The sequence below is a fragment of the Blastococcus sp. SYSU D00868 genome (assembly GCF_054050575.1).
On the sequence record NZ_JBJGZO010000013.1, the window covers coordinates 40,050 to 59,729 of the forward strand.

Annotated in this window: 21 protein-coding genes; 8 read left to right on the forward strand and 13 right to left on the reverse strand. The window is 77.3% G+C overall.

Annotated elements, in window-relative coordinates:
• Window positions 1-50 precede the first annotated feature (50 nt).
• From ACI79F_RS13040 to ACI79F_RS13055, 4 genes are all read right to left on the reverse strand, one after another.
• Entirely contained in the window at window positions 51-1,163 is a 1,113-nt protein-coding gene (locus ACI79F_RS13040) for an NAD(P)/FAD-dependent oxidoreductase (protein ID WP_456546044.1), read from the reverse strand.
• Between the two features lie 90 nt (window positions 1,164-1,253).
• Complete coding sequence (locus ACI79F_RS13045; protein WP_456546043.1) at window positions 1,254-2,156, reverse strand: alpha/beta fold hydrolase; 903 nt, start codon at window positions 2,154-2,156, stop codon at window positions 1,254-1,256.
• A gap of 117 nt (window positions 2,157-2,273) precedes the next feature.
• On the reverse strand, window positions 2,274-2,843 hold the full coding sequence (locus tag ACI79F_RS13050; RefSeq protein WP_456546042.1) for an LOG family protein: 570 nt from the start codon (window positions 2,841-2,843) through the stop codon (window positions 2,274-2,276).
• Window positions 2,840-3,148, reverse strand: a complete 309-nt coding sequence (locus ACI79F_RS13055) for a hypothetical protein (protein WP_456546041.1) — start codon at window positions 3,146-3,148, stop codon at window positions 2,840-2,842. The genes ACI79F_RS13050 and ACI79F_RS13055 overlap by 4 nt, the downstream gene beginning before the upstream one ends.
• Before the next feature lie 42 nt (window positions 3,149-3,190).
• Between ACI79F_RS13055 and ACI79F_RS13060 the strand changes: the two genes are divergently transcribed.
• Window positions 3,191-3,652, forward strand: coding sequence for an NUDIX domain-containing protein (locus ACI79F_RS13060; protein WP_456546040.1), 462 nt, complete (start codon window positions 3,191-3,193; stop codon window positions 3,650-3,652).
• Here the strand turns inward: ACI79F_RS13060 and ACI79F_RS13065 are convergent.
• Entirely contained in the window at window positions 3,649-4,458 is an 810-nt protein-coding gene (locus ACI79F_RS13065) for an endonuclease/exonuclease/phosphatase family protein (RefSeq protein ID WP_456546039.1), read from the reverse strand. The genes ACI79F_RS13060 and ACI79F_RS13065 overlap by 4 nt on opposite strands.
• A 112-nt stretch (window positions 4,459-4,570) precedes the next feature.
• Here ACI79F_RS13065 and ACI79F_RS13070 point away from each other — a divergent pair, with 112 nt between their 5' ends.
• The 4 genes from ACI79F_RS13070 (at window position 4,571) to ACI79F_RS13085 (ending at window position 7,414) form a co-directional block, all read left to right on the forward strand.
• Window positions 4,571-5,434, forward strand: a complete 864-nt coding sequence (locus tag ACI79F_RS13070) for a hypothetical protein (protein WP_456546038.1) — start codon at window positions 4,571-4,573, stop codon at window positions 5,432-5,434.
• A 55-nt stretch (window positions 5,435-5,489) separates the two neighbouring features.
• Window positions 5,490-6,377, forward strand: a complete 888-nt coding sequence (locus ACI79F_RS13075; RefSeq protein WP_456546037.1) for a 1,4-dihydroxy-2-naphthoyl-CoA synthase — start codon at window positions 5,490-5,492, stop codon at window positions 6,375-6,377.
• A 27-nt stretch (window positions 6,378-6,404) separates the two neighbouring features.
• Complete coding sequence (locus ACI79F_RS13080) at window positions 6,405-6,707, forward strand: hypothetical protein (protein WP_456546036.1); 303 nt, start codon at window positions 6,405-6,407, stop codon at window positions 6,705-6,707.
• A 146-nt stretch (window positions 6,708-6,853) separates the two neighbouring features.
• The gene (locus ACI79F_RS13085) at window positions 6,854-7,414 is read left to right on the forward strand and encodes a TetR-like C-terminal domain-containing protein (RefSeq protein ID WP_456546035.1); all 561 of its coding nucleotides are present in this window, start codon (window positions 6,854-6,856) and stop codon (window positions 7,412-7,414) included.
• 22 nt (window positions 7,415-7,436) lie between these two features.
• Here the strand turns inward: ACI79F_RS13085 and ACI79F_RS13090 are convergent, their stop codons facing one another.
• Both ACI79F_RS13090 and ACI79F_RS13095 read right to left on the reverse strand, forming a co-directional pair.
• Window positions 7,437-8,105: a TetR/AcrR family transcriptional regulator gene (locus ACI79F_RS13090; RefSeq protein ID WP_456546034.1), complete on the reverse strand. Its 669-nt coding sequence runs from the start codon at window positions 8,103-8,105 to the stop codon at window positions 7,437-7,439.
• 45 nt (window positions 8,106-8,150) lie between these two features.
• Window positions 8,151-8,615: a DUF5946 family protein gene (locus ACI79F_RS13095; protein WP_456546033.1), complete on the reverse strand. Its 465-nt coding sequence runs from the start codon at window positions 8,613-8,615 to the stop codon at window positions 8,151-8,153.
• Window positions 8,616-8,737: 122 nt separating this feature from the next.
• On the opposite strand from ACI79F_RS13095, the gene ACI79F_RS13100 reads away from it, so the two are divergent.
• Entirely contained in the window at window positions 8,738-9,853 is a 1,116-nt protein-coding gene (locus tag ACI79F_RS13100; protein ID WP_456546032.1) for an NDMA-dependent alcohol dehydrogenase, read from the forward strand.
• Window positions 9,854-9,887: 34 nt separating this feature from the next.
• On the opposite strand, the gene ACI79F_RS13105 is transcribed toward ACI79F_RS13100, so the two are convergent.
• The 5 genes from ACI79F_RS13105 to ACI79F_RS13125 are packed head-to-tail and all read right to left on the reverse strand — an operon-like array spanning window position 9,888 to window position 15,346.
• Window positions 9,888-10,553, reverse strand: coding sequence for an HAD family hydrolase (locus tag ACI79F_RS13105; protein WP_456546031.1), 666 nt, complete (start codon window positions 10,551-10,553; stop codon window positions 9,888-9,890).
• Between the two features lie 51 nt (window positions 10,554-10,604).
• Window positions 10,605-11,576, reverse strand: a complete 972-nt coding sequence (locus ACI79F_RS13110; protein ID WP_456546030.1) for a glucosyl-3-phosphoglycerate synthase — start codon at window positions 11,574-11,576, stop codon at window positions 10,605-10,607.
• Between the two features lie 52 nt (window positions 11,577-11,628).
• Window positions 11,629-13,794, reverse strand: coding sequence for a phage holin family protein (locus ACI79F_RS13115; RefSeq protein WP_456546029.1), 2,166 nt, complete (start codon window positions 13,792-13,794; stop codon window positions 11,629-11,631).
• Window positions 13,791-14,543, reverse strand: coding sequence for a DedA family protein (locus ACI79F_RS13120; RefSeq protein ID WP_456546028.1), 753 nt, complete (start codon window positions 14,541-14,543; stop codon window positions 13,791-13,793). Before ACI79F_RS13120 ends, ACI79F_RS13115 begins: the two co-directional genes overlap by 4 nt.
• The gene (locus ACI79F_RS13125) at window positions 14,540-15,346 is read right to left on the reverse strand and encodes an MBL fold metallo-hydrolase (protein WP_456546027.1); all 807 of its coding nucleotides are present in this window, start codon (window positions 15,344-15,346) and stop codon (window positions 14,540-14,542) included. Before ACI79F_RS13125 ends, ACI79F_RS13120 begins: the two co-directional genes overlap by 4 nt.
• Window positions 15,347-15,937: 591 nt before the next feature.
• Between ACI79F_RS13125 and ACI79F_RS13130 the strand changes: the two genes are divergently transcribed.
• Entirely contained in the window at window positions 15,938-16,834 is an 897-nt protein-coding gene (locus tag ACI79F_RS13130; protein ID WP_456546026.1) for a hypothetical protein, read from the forward strand.
• 111 nt (window positions 16,835-16,945) lie between these two features.
• On the opposite strand, the gene ACI79F_RS13135 is transcribed toward ACI79F_RS13130, so the two are convergent.
• The gene (locus ACI79F_RS13135; protein WP_456546763.1) at window positions 16,946-17,797 is read right to left on the reverse strand and encodes a patatin-like phospholipase family protein; all 852 of its coding nucleotides are present in this window, start codon (window positions 17,795-17,797) and stop codon (window positions 16,946-16,948) included.
• Between the two features lie 82 nt (window positions 17,798-17,879).
• Between ACI79F_RS13135 and ACI79F_RS13140 the strand changes: the two genes are divergently transcribed.
• Complete coding sequence (locus tag ACI79F_RS13140) at window positions 17,880-19,610, forward strand: class I adenylate-forming enzyme family protein (RefSeq protein WP_456546762.1); 1,731 nt, start codon at window positions 17,880-17,882, stop codon at window positions 19,608-19,610.
• The last annotated feature ends 70 nt before the right edge of the window (window positions 19,611-19,680 follow it).

The following is a 19,680-nucleotide window of genomic DNA, read 5'->3' on the forward strand; positions in this document are numbered from 1 at the left end:
GCGTCCACGCCGCCCCGCCTGGTCGCTCGCCGGAATGGCCGTCGCGGCGGTCAGGGGCGGAGGTGGCGGACCGCGGCGGCGAGGGTCCGCGCGGTCAGCCGGCCGTCGGCGAGGCCGAGCGCGACGACGTCGTCGAACACCCGCGGATCGGCCGCCGCCCCGCGGACGGCGGCGTCCATCAGCCGCGGCCAGCGGGACAGCTGCGAGGCCGCCGACGTCGCCCGCAGGTGCCCGCCCAGCCGCCGCCGCAGCGCCGTCCGGTACGCCGCCCCGGCGCCGGACCCCGCGGTCGCCGCCGCGCCGGCCAGCGCGCCGGAGAGCACCGCGTAGAAGATCCCCTCGCCGGTCAGCGGGTTGATCAGCGACGCCGCGTCCCCGGCCAGCAGCACCCGGCCGTCGGGCTGGCGGGGCCGGCCGGTCGACAGCGGCAGCCGGTGCGCCCGCAGCCCGGCCGGCTCGACCCCGGGCAGCAGCCGGTGCAGCCCGGCCACCAGCGCCTCCCGGCCGGCGCCGCCGGAGACCAGCTCGCCGTAGCCGACGTTGGCCCGCCCGTCGCCCAGCGGGAACGACCAGGCGTAGGCCGGCCAGCGCTGCTCGGTGGTGACCAGCAACTGCGTGCCGGGGCGCAGCGGCGGCTCCGGCGCGTAGCCGCGGATGGCGACGGCGATCCGGTCGTCGGGGGTGCGGGGGACACCCAGCGCCCGGCGGACGACGGACTCCGCGCCGTCCGCCCCGACCAGCACGCCGGCCCGCAGGACGCCGTCGACCACCACGCCGTCCTCCTCCACGGCGACCGTCCGGACCCGGTGCCGCCGGAACCCCGCCCCCGCGGCGCGCGCCGCGGCCAGGACCCGGGCGTCCAGCACCTCCCGCGGGACGACGTGCGAGGGCCGGGCGGTGTCCCGCTCGACGACCGCGCCGCGCGGCGCCCGCAGCGACAGCCGCGGCACCGCCGGGTACCCGGCGACGAGCGCGGCCGGGTCGGCGCCGAGGACGGCGAGCACGTCGAGCGCCTCGGCGGCGATGCCGTCGCCGCAGACCTTGTCGCGGGGGAAGTCGGCGCGGTCGAGCACCAGCGCGGTGAGCCCGGCCCGCCGCGCGGCCAGCGCCGCCGCGGACCCGGCGGGCCCCCCGCCGACGACCACGACGTCCCAGGTCTCCACCGCCGGGACGCTAGGTACTGCGCGCGAGATCTGCACACTCGTCGCCCTCAGGACCTGACGCCGACGAGTGTGCAGATCTCGTCGACGGGGTCAGCGGGGCTGGGCGAGCAGGGCGCGCCAGCTGTCCCGGTCGTGCGCCGCGGGCACGGTGTCGCGGAGGAACTCGGCCACCACCCGGCAGAAGCGCTCGGGGTCGTCCACGTGCGGCCAGTGCCCGGCGCCCTCGAACACCTCGACCCGCGCGGAGGGCACCAGGGCGCGCACGGCGTCGGCGTGGCTGGTCGGCACAATCGGGTCGCGGCTGCCCCAGATCACCAGCATCGGGATCGCGTCGGCCAGGTAGAGCCGGTCCAGCGCCGTCACCGCCTGGCCGCGGGCGTCGACGACGCTGCGCAGGGTCCGCAGGAACGCCCGGCGGGCCTCGGCGTCCTTCAGCGCGAGCAGCGCCTCCCCGGCCTCGGCGAGGTCGCGCGCCTGCTTCCAGCCGGCCACCCGCCCGACGCCCTCGACGACCCGCAGCCCGGCGCGCAGGGCGCCGGAGATCCCGGCCAGCCCGGTCAGCACGAGCTCGGCGCCGGGCAGGGTGGCCGCCCGCAGGGACGCCGACAGCTCCGGGCCCAGCCCGCCGCTGCCCACGAGCACCAGCCGCTGGCAGCGCTCGGGGAACTGGTAGGCGAACTGGAGTGCCACCCCGCCGCCCAGCGAGTGCCCGACGACGGTCACCTGCTCGACGTCGAGCACCGACAGCAGGTCGCGCATGCCGTTGGCGTAGCCGGCGATGGAGTAGTCCCCGCGCGGCTTGTCGGAGTCGCCGTGGCCGAGCAGGTCCGGGGCGATCACGGTGTGCTGCTCGGCGAGCGGGCCGAGCACCTCCGCCCAGGTCTGCGCGTTGTTCCCGATGCCGTGGATCAGCAGCAGCGGCGGGCCGCTGCCGGCGCGCAGGAACGCCCGCACGTGCCCGTGCACCACCCGGGTGTCGCGCACGATCCGCATCGGCCCAGTGCACCACCGGTCCTTTGCGACGGCGTTACGCCCGGTTCCCGGGCGAGATCTGCAGACTCGTCGCCATCAGGCGCTGATGGCGGCGAGTGTGCAGATCTCGTCGAGGGGTCAGGACGGCGTCGGCGTCCACTTGCGCGGCGGGTGCTCGTAGCTCTCGACGAAGGCCAGCAGCCCGGCGGCGTCGGTCACCACGCCCAGCGCGTCCAGGCGGCGGCGGTCGAGGTAGCCGTCGTCGGCCATCCGGCGCAGCTGGGCGAGCAGCGGCTGCCAGAAGCCGTCCACGTCGACCAGCACCGTGGGTTTGGCGTGCAGGCCGAGCATCCCCCAGGTCCAGGCCTCGAACAGCTCCTCGAGCGTGCCCGCGGCGCCGGGCAGCGCGACGAACGCGTCGGCCAGCTCGGCCATCCGGGCCTTGCGCTCGTGCATCGAGGCCACGACCTCCAGCCGCGGCAGCCCCGGGTGGGCGAGCTCGTCGTCGACCAGGTGCTGCGGGATGACCCCGACCACCTCGCCGCCGGCGGCCAGCGCGGCGTCCGCGACCACGCCCATGAGGCCCACGTGCCCGCCGCCGTAGACGACGCCCACCCCGGCGCGGGCCAGGTCGCCGGCCAGCGCGGCGGCCGCGGCGCGGTGCGACTCCGGCCCGCTCTGCGAGCCGGTGAAGACCGCGACCCTCATGCCCGCCGGGCCAGGACGTCCTCGACGAAGCCGTTGACCTGCTCGGTGATCACCCGCGGGAAGGTCTCGAACGCGGCCGCCTTCTCCGCCGAGGCGTCGTAGGCCTGCACCGCCGCGGTGAACGCGGCCTCGTCGCCGTCGTGCGCGACCGCCCAGGTGAAGGTGTTCTCCGCGTGGTCGGCGTAGGCGAAGACGACACGGAACCCGAACTGCTCGCGGACGGGCAGGACCGTGGGGAACCAGGCGAGGAACTCGGGCAGGCGCCCGGGCTCGAGGCGGTAGCGGCGCAGCTGGACGGTGCTCACCGGTCCGATCCTGCCAGCGCCTCCGTGGGGTTCACTGGGGGCGTGTTCTCCCCGACCGACGGCTGGACGACGTGCGACCTCGGCCACCGCCACTGGGGGCGGGCCGGCGCGGCCGGGCTGCTGCTGCACCGGGACGGCGGGGACGGACTCGAGCTGCTGCTGCAGCACCGCGCCGAGTGGTCGCACCACGGCGGCACCTGGGGCACCCCCGGCGGCGCGCTGCACCTCGACGAGGCCCCCGAGCACGGCGCGCTGCGCGAGGTGCACGAGGAGCTCGGCCTGACCGGCGACGACGTCGTCCTCGGGGCCCGCTCCGTCGACGACCACGGCGGCTGGGCCTACACCACCGTGCTGGCCACCCCGGCACGCCCGATCGACCCGGCGCGGCTGCGGCTGGACGGCGAGAGCACCGCGGTCGGCTGGATCCCGCTGGCCGGGCTCGAGCGGGTCCCGCTGCACCCGGGCCTGGCCGCCTCGCTGCCCCGCCTGCTGCCGCTGCTCTAGGCGCCCCCGCGCACCGGGGCCACCAGCGCGCGGTGGTCGCCGAGGTCCAGCGCCGCGGCCGCCCCGGGGCCCGCGGGCTCGGCGCCCAGCGCCACCAGGTGGTCGAGCTGGATCCGCGGCGAGCCGGCGGGGAAGGTCGCCGCGCGGACCAGCGGGACGCCGCCGAGCAGCCGCGCGGGCAGCCCGCCGGGCAGGTTCAGGTCGCCGGCCAGCACGACCGGCCCGGGCAGCGACGCCACCCAGCGGCGCAGCGCGCGCAGCTGGCGCACCGCGGTCGGCGGGGAGAAGGACAGGTGCGTGCCGACGACGGTCAGCCCGGCCAGCCGCGCGGCGACGGCGACCCGCGGCTCGTCGGGCACCCACCACCACCGCGGCCGGCCGGTGCGCGGGTCCGGCGCCCGCACCGGCAGCCGCGCCCGCCCGCCACCCAGGCCCAGCACCGACCAGCCGAGCACCGGCCGGCAGCTGAGGAGCGCGATCCCGTAGCGCGGGCCCGTCACCGGGTCGCCCGGGCCGCGGAGGACCGGCGGGTCGACCGGCCGCCAGCTGCGGACGGGGCTCGGCGTGCCCGCCACCGTGGCCGCCGCCCGCCAGTCGGGCGCGCCGAGCGCCGCCGCGACCAGCGCCGGCTGGTCCGTGCCGCCGGACCGCGGCTGCCCCGTGTCGGTCTCCTGCACCGCCAGCACGTCGACGTCCAGCGCGGCCACGGCGGCGCGGATCCGCTCGGCGGGCAGGACGGCGCCGGACGGGCCGCGGCCCGAGGCCAGGTTGAGGGTGCCGACGCGCAGCACCGGGCGGTCGGCCACCCGCCGGACGGTACGCCGGGGCGCGGACCGGCCCGTATCCCGGCGCGGACGTCGTCGTTGCCACATGTGACAGTGATGTGTGACACGGTCCGAGTTGGGTAGAGGGGGCCCCGTGAGCAGCCGCCGCCGCGCGTCCGATGAGGCCGGACGCACTCCGTCGTCCCGTTCCAGCGACCGCTCCGCGTCCGCGCGGACCGCCGACGCGGCCGCCGAGCGCCGCACCTGGCGGGTGCTCATGACCGCCGCGGTGGCGGGCCTGGTCGCCGCCCCGATCCTGGCCACCGCCGGCTCCGGCGCGGCCGAGGTCGACGACGTCGCGGCCAGCGGCGGCGGCGCGGGCGGCGGCAGCGGCGCGGTCGCCGGCGGCCCGGACGTCTCGGCGCCCGGGGGCTTCGGCCGGCTCTCCCCGCTCTTCGGCGCCCCCGGCCTCGAGGGCTGGCCGTTCACCACCACGACCAGCGGCGGCTACTCCGCCGCGCAGGTCCAGGGCATCGGCGTGGCCGGCAGCCGGCTGCAGGGCTTCCTCGGCGGCTTCGACTTCGTGCCGGCCGGCGGCGCCGGCGCGCTGCCCGGCGCGCCCGCGCCCGGCGCGGCCCCCGCCCCGGCTCCGGGCGCCGCCCCCGGCACGGGCACCGGCACGCCCGGCACCGGGAGCTCGGCCCCCGGCACATCCACCCCCGGCACCGGCAGCCCGGGCACCGGCACCGGCACGCCCCTCCCGGCGCCGGCCCCGGCGCCCGCCCCGGCTCCGGCCCCGGCGCCGGCCCCCGCCGCGCCGGCGCTCCCGGCGCCGGTGCAGGACACGGTCGGCGGCGTCGGCGAAAGCGCGGGCGAGGCCGTGGGCGGCGTGACCGACGGCGCCGGCTCGGTGGTCGGCGGGCTGACCGGCGGCGACCCGGTCGGCGGGGTCACGCAGGGCGTGGGCGAGGTCGTGGGCGGCGTGACCGGCGGCGTCGGCGGGCTGCTCGGCGGGTGACCGCGGCGGCGGACCGGCGGCGGCGGCCGCACCCGGCGGCACTACCGTGCCGGTCATGAGCGCGCGCGACGACGTCTCGGAGATCTTCGACGCCGAGGCGTGGCGCCCGGTCGAGGGGTTCGACCTCACCGACCTCACCTACCACCGGGCCGTGGACGCCGGCGTCGTCCGCATCGCGTTCGACCGGCCCGAGGTGCGCAACGCCTTCCGGCCGCAGACCGTCGACGAGCTGATCGCCGTCCTGGAGCACGCCCGGCTGTCCACCGACGTCGGCTGCGTGCTGCTCACCGGCAACGGCCCCAGCCCGAAGGACGGCGGCTGGGCGTTCTGCTCCGGCGGCGACCAGCGGGTGCGCGGTCGCTACGGCTACGAGCACTCGGCGGGGTCGAGCGGGCGGCTGCACGTGCTGGAGGCGCAGCGGCTGATCCGCTTCATGCCCAAGGTCGTCATCTGCGTCGTCCCCGGGTGGGCGGCCGGCGGCGGGCACAGCCTGCACGTGGTCAGCGACCTCACCCTGGCCAGCGCCGAGCACGCGCGGTTCAAGCAGACCGACGCCGACGTCGGCAGCTTCGACGGCGGCTTCGGCTCGGCCTACCTGGCCCGGCAGGTCGGGCAGAAGTTCGCCCGCGAGGTCTTCTTCCTCGGCGAGGAGTACAGCGCCGCCGACGCCCACGCGATGGGCATGGTCAACCGGGTCGTGCCGCACGCCGAGCTGGAGCGCACAGCGCTGGACTGGGGACGGCGGATCGTCGCCAAGAGCCCGACCGCCCAGCGGATGCTCAAGTACTCGTTCAACCTGATCGACGACGGGCTGGTCGGTCAGCAGCTGTTCGCCGGGGAGACCACCCGGCTGGCCTACATGGCCGAGGAGGCCGTGGAGGGCCGGGACGCGTTCCTGGAGAAGCGCGACCCGGACTTCTCCCGGTTCCCCTGGCACGTGTAGCCCGCGCCGAGGACGCAGGAGGTCGTCGTGATCGTCGAGGTGGTGGGGGGCGCCGACGAGCGCCCGGAGGTGCGGGTCGTGGACGTCGACGACCTGAGCCGGGTGGTCGTCGCCCTGGGCGAGGTCACCGACGAGGAGGCCACGCAGGCGCTGACCGACGCCGGGCTCGGCCGGCTGGAGGACGCCGACACGGCCGCGCTGGACGTCGCCGCGCTGCGGGCCGCGGCCGAGCCGGGAGCGGGCGGCGCGGAGTGGGCCGACCGGTGGGCCGAGCTCGCCGGCTCCGACGACACGCTGCGGGTCCCGGTGCAGAGCGCCGCGGGGGCGTGACCGGGTCTGGTGAGCCAAACCTGACTGTGTAAAGCTTCCGTCCTTGTGGTCGTTCCAGTCAGCGGCCAGGATGGCGCGCGGGTGCGCACGACCAGGGACGGGAGCGCGGTGTGAGTGGGACCCCGGGGAGACCGCTGAGCTCCGAGTTGTCGGAGCAGTTGCTGTCGGTCGCCGTCGACATCCTCGCGGAGGAGGGCTGGGGTCGGCTCAACAGCGACCGCGTGGCCGCCCGCGCGCGGGCCGGGAAGGCGGGCATCTACCGCCGCTGGCCGACCATGTCGGCGCTGGCCCGGCACGCGGTCAGCCGGTTCGCGCTGGTCGACCAGCCCGAGGACACCGGGACGCTGCGCGGCGACCTGGCCTCCCTGGTCGACCGGTGGCACCGGCCGCTGGACCGCGAGGAGCGCGCCGCGGCCAGCCTGGTCGGCGCGGCCCGGCACGACGACGAGCTCCGCGCCGGCCTGGACACAGCGCTGGTGCGCCCGCTCGGCACCGCGGTCACCACCCTCGGCGAGCGCGCCGCGTCCCGCGGCGAGGACGTGCCCGAGGCCCGGCTGGCGCTGCTGGGCTCGGTCCTCGAGGCGTTCGCCTGGCAGCGCTACACCTCCGCCGGGGACGGCGCGATGACCCCCGACCGGCTCGAGCGGGTCATCGACGACGTGCTGCTGCCCCTGGTCGCCCCCGACCGGGAGACCGCGGCCGTCTGAGCCCGCGGCCGTCTGGGCCCGCTCAGTCCCGCGGGTCGACCGCCGCGCTCGTGCGCAGCGCCGTCTCCAGACTGCACAGCACCTGCTCGATGAGGGCGACGGCCGCCGCCGTCCGCTCCGGGACGTCCGGCGGCTCGGGCATCGGCTCGCGGGCCTCGGCGGCGACGGTCCGCGTGGCCGCCGTCCACGTCGCCGCGACCAGCGCGGCGGTGAGGTGGACGTTGGGCGGCCGGTGCGCGTCGTCGGCGTCCGACCACGCCTCGACGAGCGCCGCGTGCAGCTGGGCCCGGCCGACGTCCACGAGCTCTCGCTCGTAGGCCTGCAGGGCCGGGGACGCCGCCATGGTGGTGACCATCCCGCGGTGGGCCGGCTCGGCGAGCCCGGCGATGTGCGTCTCCACCTCGGCGATCAGCGCGGCCCGCAGCGCGGCCAGGGGGCGCACCCCCGGCGGCCGGGACCGGACGGCCTCGGCCGGCGCGTCCACCCACGGCGTCCGGCCGGTGAAGAAGAGCTCCTCCTTCGTCGCGAAGTGGTTGAAGACCGTCTGCACGGCGACGTCGGCGGTCGTCGCGATGTCGGCGATCGTCACCGCCTGGAACCCGCGCTCGGCGAACAGCCGCTGCGCCGTCTCCAGCACCAGCGCACGGGTCGCCGCCTTCTTCCGCGCCCGGCGGTCGCCCCCCTCACTCACGGCTAAGACCGTAACAACGCTCCGTAGTCCCGGCCCGGGCGGGCGTCAGGAGCGGGTCGCCCGGCTCCAGTCCTCCGCGACGGTGCGGGCCCACGTCTCCACGAGGGTCTCCACACCGATCACGTCGAGGTCGGCCGCGATGTCGGCCGGGGTCATCTGCCACGTCGTCGGCCGCTGCGGGGAGGGGTCGGGGTTGGGGTCGTCGCCCAGCCGCCGGACCAGCGTGTCCAGCGCGCCGTGCACGGCACCGGGGTCGGCCGGGTCCGGGTGCTGGGCGGCGTAGGCGGTCTCGGCGAGCGCCACGGTCGCGGCGGCGCGGGCGTCGGTCGCGGCCTCCTCACGGAACCCACGGAGCGTCTCCTCGAACAGCCTCCGGCAGGCCGCGGCGGCACCGGCCGGGCCGGACTGGCCCGCCGCGGGGGCGAGCACCGCCCCGCAGCCGGGGCAGGCGGCCGGCTCGGGGCCGCCGCCGGACGCGGCCGGGGGTGCGCTGGGGTGCGGGGCTGACACGCCCCTCATCGTCCTCCTGTCGGCGCCGGTCCGCCGGGTCGGAGGACCCCGGTGGCCGGCGGGACCTCCGCCCCGGGGAAGCTGGGCCGGTCGTCGCAGCAGGGGAAGGGGAGCCGGGGCCGGTGCGGACCACAGGAGCGGTGCTGTTCGAGCCGGGCACGGAGTACCGGGTCGTCGACCTCGAGGTGGTCGACCCCGGGCCGGGCGAGGTCCTGGTCGAGATGGCCTTCGTCGGGCTGTGCCACTCCGACGAGCACATGCGGCACGCCAACCCCGGCGGCTCCTACCCGATCGTCGGCGGGCACGAGGGCTCCGCCGTCGTCCGGGCGGTCGGCTCGGGGGTCACCCGCGTCGCGCCCGGCGACCACGTCGTCACCAGCTTCCTGCCCGCCTGCGGGCACTGCCGCTACTGCGCCACCGGCCGGTCGAGCATCTGCGACGCGGGGGCGACGATCGCCACCGGGCAGCTGCCCACCGGGACCTTCCCCTTCCGGCTGGACGACGGCCGCGAGCTCGGCGGGTTCTGCATGGTCGGCGCGTTCGCCCGGCACACCGTGCTCAGCGAGTTCTCCTGCGTGCGCATCGACCCGTGGGTGCCGCTGGACACCGCCGCGCTGCTCGCCTGCAGCGTGCCCACCGGCTGGGGGTCGGCGGTCTACGCCGGCGGGGTCCGGCCGGGTGACACGGTGGTCGTCGTCGGCCTGGGCGGGGTGGGCGTCAACGCGGTGCAGGGCGCGGTGCACGCCGGGGCGCTGCACGTGATCGGCGTGGACCCGGTGGAGCTCAAGCGGTCGTTCGCGGAGTCGGTCGGCGCGACGCACACCGTCGCCGACGCGCGCGAGGCGGCCGGCCTGGCCCGCGAGCTCTCGCGGGGCACCGGCGCCGACGTCGTCGTGGTGACCGTCGGCAAGATGTCGGCCGAGGTGCACGCGGCCGCCAGCCGGTGCGTCGGCAAGGGCGGCACGCTGGTGCTCACCGCGCTGGCCGACCGGCCGGCCGACGGCATGGTCACCCTGAACGGCCAGGTGACGACGGCGTTCGAGCAGCGCGTGCAGGGCACCCTGTTCGGCAACTGCAACCCGTTCACCGACATCCCGCGGCTGCTGCGGATGCACGAGGAGGGCCGGCTGGAGCTCGACCGGCTGATCACCCGGCGGTACGCCCTCGACGAGCTCGCGCAGGGCTACCGCGACCAGGCGGCCGGCGAGACGGTGCGCGGCCTGCTCGTCCACGGCTGACCCGCGACCGCCGTCCTCAGGGAGCGGGGCGCGGTCAGGCCAGCGGGGTGTCGTGCACGGCGGCGGCCAGGTCGCCGGGGGTGTCGAAGATCGCCACCGCGCCGGCGTCGCGCAGCTCGTCGTCCCCGAAGCCGCCGGAGCGCACGACCAGCGCGGGCATCCCGGCCTTCTTCGCCGCCTCGACGTCCCACACGGAGTCGCCGACCAGCACGGCGGCCGCGTCCTCGGGGGCGCCGAGCTTGGTCAGCGCCACCTGCAGCAGGTCGGGCGCCGGCTTGGTGTTCTCGACGTCCTCGCTGGTGGTCCACGCGTCGGCGATGTCGCGGGCCTCGAGCAGGTCCAGCGCCAGGTCCACGTGGTGCGGCTTGCCCGAGCTGGCCAGCACCAGCCGGTGGCCGCGCTCCTTGACCGCCAGCAGCAGCTCGCGGGCGCCGGGCAGCAGCGCCGCCTCCTGCATGAGGGGGTCGGCCTCCTCGACCCAGCGCTCGCGGGCCTGCTCGCCGATCCGCTCCTCGAGCTCGTCGCCGCCGATCGCGGCCACCAGCTGGTCGCCGCCCATGCCGATCAGCCGGTGGATCCGCCAGATCGGGAAGGTCTCGCCCAGCGAGCGGAACGCCCGGTACCAGGCGAGGGCGTGCTGGTAGTTGGTGTCGACGAGCGTGCCGTCGACGTCGAGGACGGCGATCGGGGACTGGGCCATGCGCCGACCACTGCCCCCGCGGCCGCCCCGGCAACCGCGCCCGGCGGCTCGTCAGCCGATCGCGGCCCGCAGGGCGTGGTACTCGGGCACGGTCGCCATCGGCGGCCGCTCGTCGACGGCGACCGGGCTGCTGACGGGGGTGAAGCCGTCCTCGTCGTGCCGGAACTGGGTGAGCAGCCCGCTGACCGGGCGGCCATGCCCGGCGCGGGCCAGCACCGCGGAGACGACCTGGCCGGCCATCCGGCTCAGCGCGTCCTGGGTCTGCGAGGTGTGCCGGCGCACGCCCAGGTCGACCTGCGCCAGCCCGGGCAGGCCGACGAGCTCGAGCAGGTCGAGCAGTAGCCCGACCTCGACGCCGTAGCCGGAGGAGAACGGCACCTGCTCGAGGAACTCGCGGCGCCCGGCGTACTCGCCCGACAGCGGCTGGACGACGCCGGCCAGCTCCGGCCACCAGGCGTTGAGCAGGGGCCGCGCGGTCAGCTCGGTCACCCGGCCGCCGCCGGACGGGCTGGTCACCCCGTCCACGCTCAGCGGCCGGGTGTAGCAGCCCTTCACGTAGCCGACGTCCGGGTCGCTCAGCAGCGGGCCGAGCAGCGCGGGCACGTAGTGGGAGACGCCGCCGAGCAGGTCGGCATCGTGGAAGACGAGCAGGTCGCCGGTGGTGGCGGCCAGCGACTTCCACAGGGCCTCGCCCTTGCCCGGCCGGCTGCCGTGGGCGGGCAGCACCTCGGCGGTGGAGACGACGTCCGCGCCGGCCGCCCGCGCGACGGCGGCGGTGGCGTCGGTGGAGTCGGAGTCGACGACGAGCAGCTCGTCGACGAGCGGCACCCGGCGCATCCACCGGTCGACGATGTCGGTGACCAGCCGCCCGACGGTGGCCTCCTCGTCGCGGGCCGGCAGCACGACGCTGATCCGGTGCCCGCCGCGCCGCTTGGCGCGCAGCAGCGCGGCGGCGTCGATCTCGGCCAGCGAGGCGGCCGACGAGGTGCGGCTCTCGAACCAGGCGCGCGCGTCGGGTCTCATCGGCTCACTGTCGGGGCTGTGGGGGCGGCCCGCCAGGGCGGTGGCGGGCTGTTCACCGGTTGGTCACCGCCCGCTCGCCGACCCCGCCGCGGGTGCCGCGGGCGGTGGCGCTGGCCTCGCCGACGGCCGCGCCCTCGCCGGTGGGCTCGGGGTGGCCGAGGTCGGTGAGCCAGCCGCGGAAGACCCGGTGCAGCTGCTCGGCGCCGACCACCTCGCCGGGCGGGGCGAACGAGCGCGGGTACACGAGGAAGCCGCGCTGCTGCGGGCCGCCGAGCCCGCCGTGCGACCCGACGTGCGGCTCGAACGGCGAGGCCTCGTCGGTGACCGGGTCCCACGCGCTGTTGACGACGACGTCCGGGCAGTGCGGGAACGCCGACACCCGGGCGACCAGCGCGGCCGCGTGCTCGCCGTACGGCGCCAGCGGGTCGGCGCCGATCACCTCGCCGGTCGCCAGCCGGTGGACGCCGTCCCGGCCGAGCACGACCGGCCCCTGCTCGGCGGAGGCGACGAGCACGAACCCGATGCCGGGGTGGTCGACCAGGCCGGGCAGCAGCGCCGGCCAGTGCTGCTCGATCTCCTCCAGCGGCACCCGGCCCGGCAGGTCGGCGAAGGACACCGAGGCGGTGTGGCCGGAGACGGTGACGACGACGCCGGGCGCCACCCGCGGGACGGCGCCCTCGCGGCCGGCCGGCAGCGGGTGCTCGTGCGGGTCGGCGGCCTGCACGCGGGCGCGCAGCCGGCGGGCGACCGGCCCGGCGCCCTCGGCCAGCGCGGCACCGAACTGCCAGCCGCCGTCGGCGGGGTCGCGGCTGCTCGCCGGGCCGCTGCAGACGGTGCCCGGGTCCGGGTCGGCCCCGCAGAGCCGGCCGACCAGCGACTCCACGGTCTCCCCGAACCGCGCGGCGAACGCCTCGCCCTGGGTGAGGCCGTGGTCGGAGAGGCAGACCACGTGGTACTCCCGCGGCGCGAGCGCGGCGGCCCGGTGCAGCCGGCCGATCTGCTGGTCGATGGTGCGCAGCACCGCGAGGGTGTCCGCGCGTTCGAGGCCCGCGTGGTGGCCGGCCTCGTCGTAGCCGAGGAAGTCGGCGTAGGCGACCGGGCGGCCGGCCAGCATGTCCTCGAGCAGCGCGAAGACGACGACGTCCCGGCTGATCACCGTGGTGCCCGGCCGCATGAGCGGCCACAGCCCGCCGCGGGACACCCGCGGCCGGACGTCGTCGCGGCGCTCGCGGGCGGCGGCGACCAGCTCGCGGCCGATGTCGACGGCCGACACCGCGATGGTGCGCAGCGCGTTCACCGGGTTGGCGAAGTAGGCGTAGTAGCCGGAGCCGACCCGCTCCAGCGCGCGGCTGCGCCGGGCGCCGGCGGGGACGACGTGTGCCAGCGAGCTCATCGTGAGGCTGACGTGCGGCGCGTCGCCGGTGAACAGGTTGCCGCGGCTGGCGCCGTCGCCGGCGAGCAGGCCGCGGCCGTCGGAGAGCCGGCTCTCCACGAGCGCGGCGTCCTCGGGGTGGGAGACGCGGACCAGCCGGTCGCGGTCCTTCTCGTACCAGCGGAAGCCGAAGACGTCGTGGTTGCTGCCGAACAGGATGCCGCTGACCGCGGCGCCGGTCTGCGAGCTCCAGTCGGTGTGCCAGGAGGTCATCGCGTGGCTGCCCGAGCGCAGCAGCGCCGCGACGTTGGGCATGGAGCCGTCCCGGACGGCGCGGCGGGCGGTCTCGTGCGCCAGGGCGTCGATCTGCAGGAACAGCACACCGGGCGGCTGGTCGCCGGCGCGGCCGGCCCGTTCCGCCCGCCGGCGCGCGCGGCGGAAGAACAGCTCGTCCTCGTCGAGCGCGAGCGCGCTGCTGACCAGGCCGGAGACCGCGGCCATGCCGACGACGACGAGCACGCCGGTGCCGACCGTCTCGACGACCACGCCCGGGACGAGGAACGACAGCCCGAGCACCGCCGCGCCCAGCAGCAGGAAGCTGCCCAGGCCCAGGGTGAAGAAGGCGATCGGCAGCGCCACCCGCATGACCAGCGGCCACACCACGCCGGTGAGCAGGCCGAGCAGCAGCGCGACCAGCGGCGGCTGCCACCAGGAGCCGAGGTCGAACCGGCTGAGGGCGTCGTCGAGCAGCACCAGCGCGACGGTGGCCAGCAGCCAGGTGAGCAGGACGCGCGCGGGGGTGCGGCCGCGCTGCAGGACCCGCCCGCGCTCCGGGGGCCGGGTCATGCCGGACCGGTGCGCTCGCGGGCGGGCCCGCAGGCGGTCGGCTCGGCGGACCCGGGTTCCCGGGGGGCGGGCAGCCGCGCGCCGTCGTCCGCCCCGCCGTCGTCCACCCCGCCGTCGTCCACCCCGCCGTCGTCCGCCCCGTCGTCCCCGGGCTCGTCCCGGTGCGCCGCCCGTCGCCGGGCGGCGCTCACCAGGTTGAGGACGGCGCCGACCAGCAGCACCAGCACCGTGGCGATCAGCGTGGCGACCAGCGGGGAGTCGAAGACGCCGCCGCTCGCCACGCCGAGCAGCGCGTAGGAGACCGCCCACAGCAGGGCGGCGAGCATGCTGGCCGGCAGCAGCCGCCGCCACGGGTAGGCCAGGGCGCCGGCGGCGAGCAGGACCGGGATCCGCCCGGCCGGGAGCAGCCGGCCGACGACGATGATCTGCCAGCCGTGCCGGCGGAACTGCTCGCGGACCTCGCTGATCCGGTCGGCGTGCTGCCCGCGGGCGACCCAGCGGACGGCGGCCGGGCCGCCGGAGCGGCAGACGGCGAAGGTGACGACGTCGCCGGTCCAGGCGCCGAGGGTGGCCAGCAGCAGGACCAGCGGCAGGTCCAGCCCCTGGGAGGTGGTCGCGAGCGCGGCCGCGGCGCCGACCACCGCGCCCGTGGGGACCACCGGCACGATCGAGCCGAGCAGCACCCCGCCGAACACGACCGGGTAGCCCAGGGACGAGCCGTCGGTCCAGCTCGAGGCGAGCGCGCTCATGCGGCGTCCGCGGCGGGGAGCAGCACGGGGTCGCCGGGCTCGGTGTGCACGACCAGGGTGTCCAGGCCGCGGGCGGCGACGGCCTCGGCGAAGGCGCGCGGCGGCTCGGCCAGCATCCGGCGCATCCGGGCGCGCACCGGCGGGACGACGGTGCTGCCGGGAACGGCGAGGGTGCCCCAGTGCACCGGGACGGCGATCCGCGGGCGCACCCGGGCCACCGCCTCGGCCGCGCGCAGCGGGTCCAGGTGGCCCGGGCCCAGCGAGGGCCCCCAGCCCCACACCGGCAGCAGCGCCACGTCGACGCCCCGCTCGCCGAGCCGGTGCATGCCGGCGAACAGGTCGGTGTCGCCGCTGACGTAGACCGTCTGCCCGCCGCCCTCGAGCAGGTGCCCGACGGCGGGGGCCTCGGGGCCGTGGGTCAGCCGCGGGCCCCAGCGGTGCCCGCTGTGCACGGCGGGGACGGCGGTGACCCGCAGCTCGCCGTCGGTCAGCGACTCCCCGGGCCCGAGCTCGTCGACGCGGGCGAAGCCGCGGGCGCGCAGCCAGGCGCCGGCGCCGCGCGGGGCGACGATCCGGACTCCGGGGTCGAGCAGCCGCAGCGAGGGCAGGTGCAGGTGGTCGCCGTGCTGGTGGCTGAGCAGCACCAGGTCGACGCCGGCCCAGGTGGCCGGCTCCGGCAGCGGCGAGACCCGCCGCAGCACGCCGGCCCGCGCGGTGAGCACGGGGTCGGTGAGCACGACCCGGCCGGCCAGCTCGACGCGCACCGTCGAGTGGCCCAGGAAGTGCAGCGCCGGGTCGACCACGCACCCAGTGTCCCCTCAGCCTCCGACAGGGACATCGGGGTTTCCCCTGGTTCAGCGACCCGCGGACCCTGGTCGTGGCCCGGCTCGCCCCGCGGGCACGGGCGCCGTCGGGCGCCGGGCGGTGCCGTGTCGCCTCGTCGACGGCCCGGCGGCGGTGACCCCGCGGTGCGGGAACGGATGCACAACGACCTGGTCGGAGCCGTTGTCCGCGGCCCCCCGCGAGCCGTTCGATGTCGCAGTCGGACCGGTCGGTTCGGTACCGGAACCGGGGGAGTGGTCGATGGCGCGACGGTGGCCGAGCGTGGGCTGGCTGGCCGTCGGGCTTGCGCTCGTCGGCTCGTTCGCCGCCCCGTGGACCGGCACCGGCCCGGGCTCCACGGTCTCCGGCTTCGACGCCGTCGCCCTGGTCGGCGCGGGCGTGGTCCGCGCGTTCGTGCCGGCCTGGGCCGCCGTCCCGCTGGCGCTGCTGCCCGCCTGCGGCCTCGTCGTCGCCCTCACCGCCCGCGGCCGCTCGGAGCCCGCCCGCGCCGCCCGGTCGGTCGCGTTCGCGCTGGCCGCCGCGGCGTGCCTCGTGCTGACGGCGCTCGTCGGGTGGTCGTCGATGGTGTCGGCCGGGCCGGGGGCCTGGACCGCCGTCGCGCCGGCCTCGACGTCGAGGTCGACGGGCTGCGCACCCAGGTCACGATGCTGGACGAGCACGTCGCCCGGGTGGACGTCGTCGGCGGCCGGCTCACCTGGCGGGTCGCCGCCGACGAGGTGGACGGCGGCCTCCGGCGCACCCTGGCCGAGGAGGGCGCCGAGATCGAGAGCGGGGAGGGGACGGTCGACCTGACCCAGCCCGTCGACGTCGACGGCGAGGAGTTCCCGCCGTTCGTGATGGTGGTCGACAACGGCGAGGGCTGGTACGTCAGCCCGTTGTTCACCGCCGCCGAGCAGCTGGTGCGCTCGCAGGGCCTGCCCCCGGGCGACTTCTCCCGGCTCGGCGGCGACGTGCCGTCGGGCGTCGGCGGCCGCTCGCCCGAGGACGCCGTGCAGACGCTGGTGACCACGCTCGGCACCGAGGGGCTCGTGCCCGCCGTCCGGCAGGCCGCCGACCAGGCCGGTGGCGTGTTCGCCGTCTACCAGGACGCGATCGTGGAGGTGCTGCGCGACGAGGTGGACGTCGACGGCTTCTGGGCCGACCTCGACGTGAGCACCCGGGTGGCCGACCTCGGCGACGGGCGGGCCGCGGTCTCGCTGGTCAGCGTCTACGGCTACACCTCCGAGGGCGACGACGTCGAGTTCGACGCCACGTGCCCCACCGAGGACGCCGACGAGTGCTTCGAGGAGGAGGGCGAGCTGCTGTCGGTCCGCGACCTGCACGTGGTCGTCGTCCAGCGCGACGGCAGCTGGGTGATCGACCCGCTGGGCACGCTGTGGCACTACGCCGGCACCGCGATCGAGGGCGTCGACGAGGAGGCGGCCCTGGAGTACCTGCGCGACTGGTGAGCCCGGGCGCGGGGGCGGCCCGCCCCCCCCCGCCGCCCCCCCGCCCCCCCCCGCCCCCCGCCCCCCCCCCCCCCCCCCCCCCCCCCCCCCCCCCCCCCCCCCCCCCTCCGCTCAGCCCAGCCAGGCCTCGCGGACCCGGTCGGCGACGGCGGCGGCCTGGGCGCGGCCGGCCTCGGCCGACGGACGGCGGGCGGCCGGGTCGAGCACGTTGCGGCCGATCGCCCGCCGGCTCGCCTCGTCGGGGCTGACGACGGCGACCCGCGCGACCATCCCGGTGACCTGCGCGTCCACGCTGGCCAGCGGGCCGACGCCGCGCGGGATCGGGGCCAGCACCACCACCCGCTCGTGCCCCTCCGCCAGGTCCGCGTTGGCCGCCGAGCGCATGCCGCCGTCGACGTACCGGGCGCCGTCGACGGTCACCGGCGGGTACACCCCCGGCACCGCGCAGCTGGCCGCGACCGCCCGCACCAGCGGCACGCCGGAGTCGCGGTCGAACACCCGGAACTCCCCGGTGCGCGCGTCCACCCCGGTGACGAGCAACCGCCGGTCCGGCCACTCGCTGCTCACCAGCCGCGAGCCGATGACGGACAGCCGCTCCTCCTCGGTGGGCGTCAGCCCGGCGTCCGCCGCGGCCATCGCCAGCGCCCCCACCCGGCGGCGGAACTCCTCGTCCCGGCCGCGGCTGCGCAGCATCGCCCACGCGTAGCGGGCCAGCGCAGCGCGGGTCATCCGCGCCACCCGCTCCGACGACGGCGGCTCCAGCTGCCGCGCATACAGCTCCTCGATGCCGGCGCCGCTGGTGACCTGCGCGCCCACCACCGAGCCCGCCGACGTGCCGACGACCAGGTCGGCCCCGGTCAGGTCCACCCCCGCCTCGGCCAGCCCGGCCAGCACGCCGATCTCCCAGGCGATCCCCGTGATGCCCCCGCCGCCCAGCACCAGGGCGCGGCCCGATCCGCTCATCGCGACATGGTGACCGGAACGGACCGTCTCGACACCCCGTGTGACCTGAGCCACGCTGTGGGTCCCCGACGAGAGGAACCCCATGAGCGCACCGACCGCCACCGCCGTGTCCTGGCCGCCCGGGCTGCCCCGGTCCCTGGACTACCCGACGGTCCCGGTGGGCTCGGTGCTGCGCGCGGCCACACGCCGGTGGGGCGACCGGCCCGCCTTCATCGAGGACGACGCCGTGCTGACCTACGCCGAGCTCGGCCGCCGGGCGCACGCGGTGGCCAACTGGCTGGCCGATCACGGCATCGGCCGCGGCGACGTCGTCGCGGTGCACGCGCCCAACTGCCGGCAGTACCCGGCCGTCTACTACGGGGTGCTGCTCGCCGGCGCCACCTTCTCCCCCACCAACCCGCTGCTGCCGGCCGCCGACCTCGCCGCCCAGCTCACCGACGCCGGCGCGCGCGTGCTGATCACCTGGGACCAGGTGCTGCCCTTCGTCCGCGGCGCCCTGGCCAGCACGCCGGTGCAGACCGTCGTGGTCACCGGCCCGGCGCACACACCCGACTTCTCCGCGCGACTGGCGGGCCTCGAGCCCGGCGACGTCGACCTCGCCGACCTGCTCGCCGCCGACCCCACCGACCGGCACCTCGACGCCGCGGTCGACCCGGCCGCCGACCTCGCCCACCTCGCCTACACCGGCGGCACCACCGGGGTGAGCAAGGGCGTCGAGCTGACCCACCGCAACGTGGTCACCAACGTGCTGCAGTCGGCCTGCTGGGTGAGCGGCTCGGTGCCGGAACTCGACGAGGCCGGCGACGTCACGCTGCGCCAGGTGCTCGGCCCCGAGGAGCACCCGACCCGGCTGGGCGAGGCCCGGATGATCAACCTGACCCCGTGGTTCCACGCCATGGGCGTCATCGGCTACCTCAACGGCCTCGTCATGGCCGGGACGACGGCGGTCGTGCACATGCGCTTCGACCCCGTCCGCTACCTCGAGGACGCCGTCCGCCACCGGGTGACCGCGATCGGCGGCGCGCCGCCGGTGTTCGTCGCGCTGCTGCAGGTGCCCGGCATCGACGACGCCGACCTGTCGCAGGTGCGCGGCGTCTCCAGCGGCGCCGCGCCGCTGCCCGTGTCGCTCATCGAGCGGCTGAAGGCGCTGCTGCCCGACGCCGTCATCGGCGAGGGCTACGGGCTGACCGAGGTGACCATGCAGGCCACCGGCAACCCGGCGTTCCGCTCCGGCACCCGCAAGGCCGGCACCGTCGGCGTGCCCGTCTTCGACACCGAGATCTCGATCCGCCCGCTCGGCGGCGGCGACGCCCTGCCCCCCGGCGAGCGCGGTGAGGTGTGCATCCGCGGGCCCCAGGTGATGCGCGGCTACTGGAAGCGGCCGCAGGCCACCGCCGAGTCGATCGACGCCGACGGCTGGTTCCACACCGGCGACGTGGGCGTGGTCGACGAGGACGGCTACCTGGCGATCGTCGACCGCACCAAGGACATGCTGCTCTACAAGGGCTACAACGTGTTCCCTCGCGAGCTCGAGGAGCACCTGTTCGCCGTCCCGGGGGTGGGCGGGGCCGCGGTCGTCGGACGGCCGGACGAGGAGGCCGGCGAGCTGCCGGTCGCCTACGTCGTCCGCCGGGACGACGACGCCGGCGCCGCGCTGACCCGGGAGTCGGTGATGGCCGCGGTCAACGAGCGGGTGACGCCGTACAAGCGGCTGCGCGACGTGGTGTTCGTCGACGCCATCCCGGTGTCGGCCGCCGGCAAGGTGCTCAAGCGGGAGCTCGCGGCCCGGGAGCGGGCGGCCGCCGCCGGGTGATCCGCGCCCCGTCCGGGGGCCTTCCTCCCCCGGACGGGTGCGGCGCGCGGGACCGTGGCCGGTCGGCTCA

Coding starts and splice junctions, on each gene's coding strand:
- ACI79F_RS13105 (WP_456546031.1), bottom strand. CDS start 10,553: ATGGCCCAGTCCCCGATCGCCGTCCTCGACGTCGACGGCACGCTCGTC.
- ACI79F_RS13050 (WP_456546042.1), bottom strand. CDS start 2,843: ATGAGGGTCGCGGTCTTCACCGGCTCGCAGAGCGGGCCGGAGTCGCAC.
- ACI79F_RS13135 (WP_456546763.1), bottom strand. CDS start 17,797: ATGAGCGGATCGGGCCGCGCCCTGGTGCTGGGCGGCGGGGGCATCACG.
- ACI79F_RS13115 (WP_456546029.1), bottom strand. CDS start 13,794: ATGACCCGGCCCCCGGAGCGCGGGCGGGTCCTGCAGCGCGGCCGCACC.
- ACI79F_RS13075 (WP_456546037.1), top strand. CDS start 5,490: ATGAGCGCGCGCGACGACGTCTCGGAGATCTTCGACGCCGAGGCGTGG.
- ACI79F_RS13110 (WP_456546030.1), bottom strand. CDS start 11,576: ATGAGACCCGACGCGCGCGCCTGGTTCGAGAGCCGCACCTCGTCGGCC.
- ACI79F_RS13120 (WP_456546028.1), bottom strand. CDS start 14,543: ATGAGCGCGCTCGCCTCGAGCTGGACCGACGGCTCGTCCCTGGGCTAC.
- ACI79F_RS13045 (WP_456546043.1), bottom strand. CDS start 2,156: ATGCGGATCGTGCGCGACACCCGGGTGGTGCACGGGCACGTGCGGGCG.
- ACI79F_RS13140 (WP_456546762.1), top strand. CDS start 17,880: ATGAGCGCACCGACCGCCACCGCCGTGTCCTGGCCGCCCGGGCTGCCC.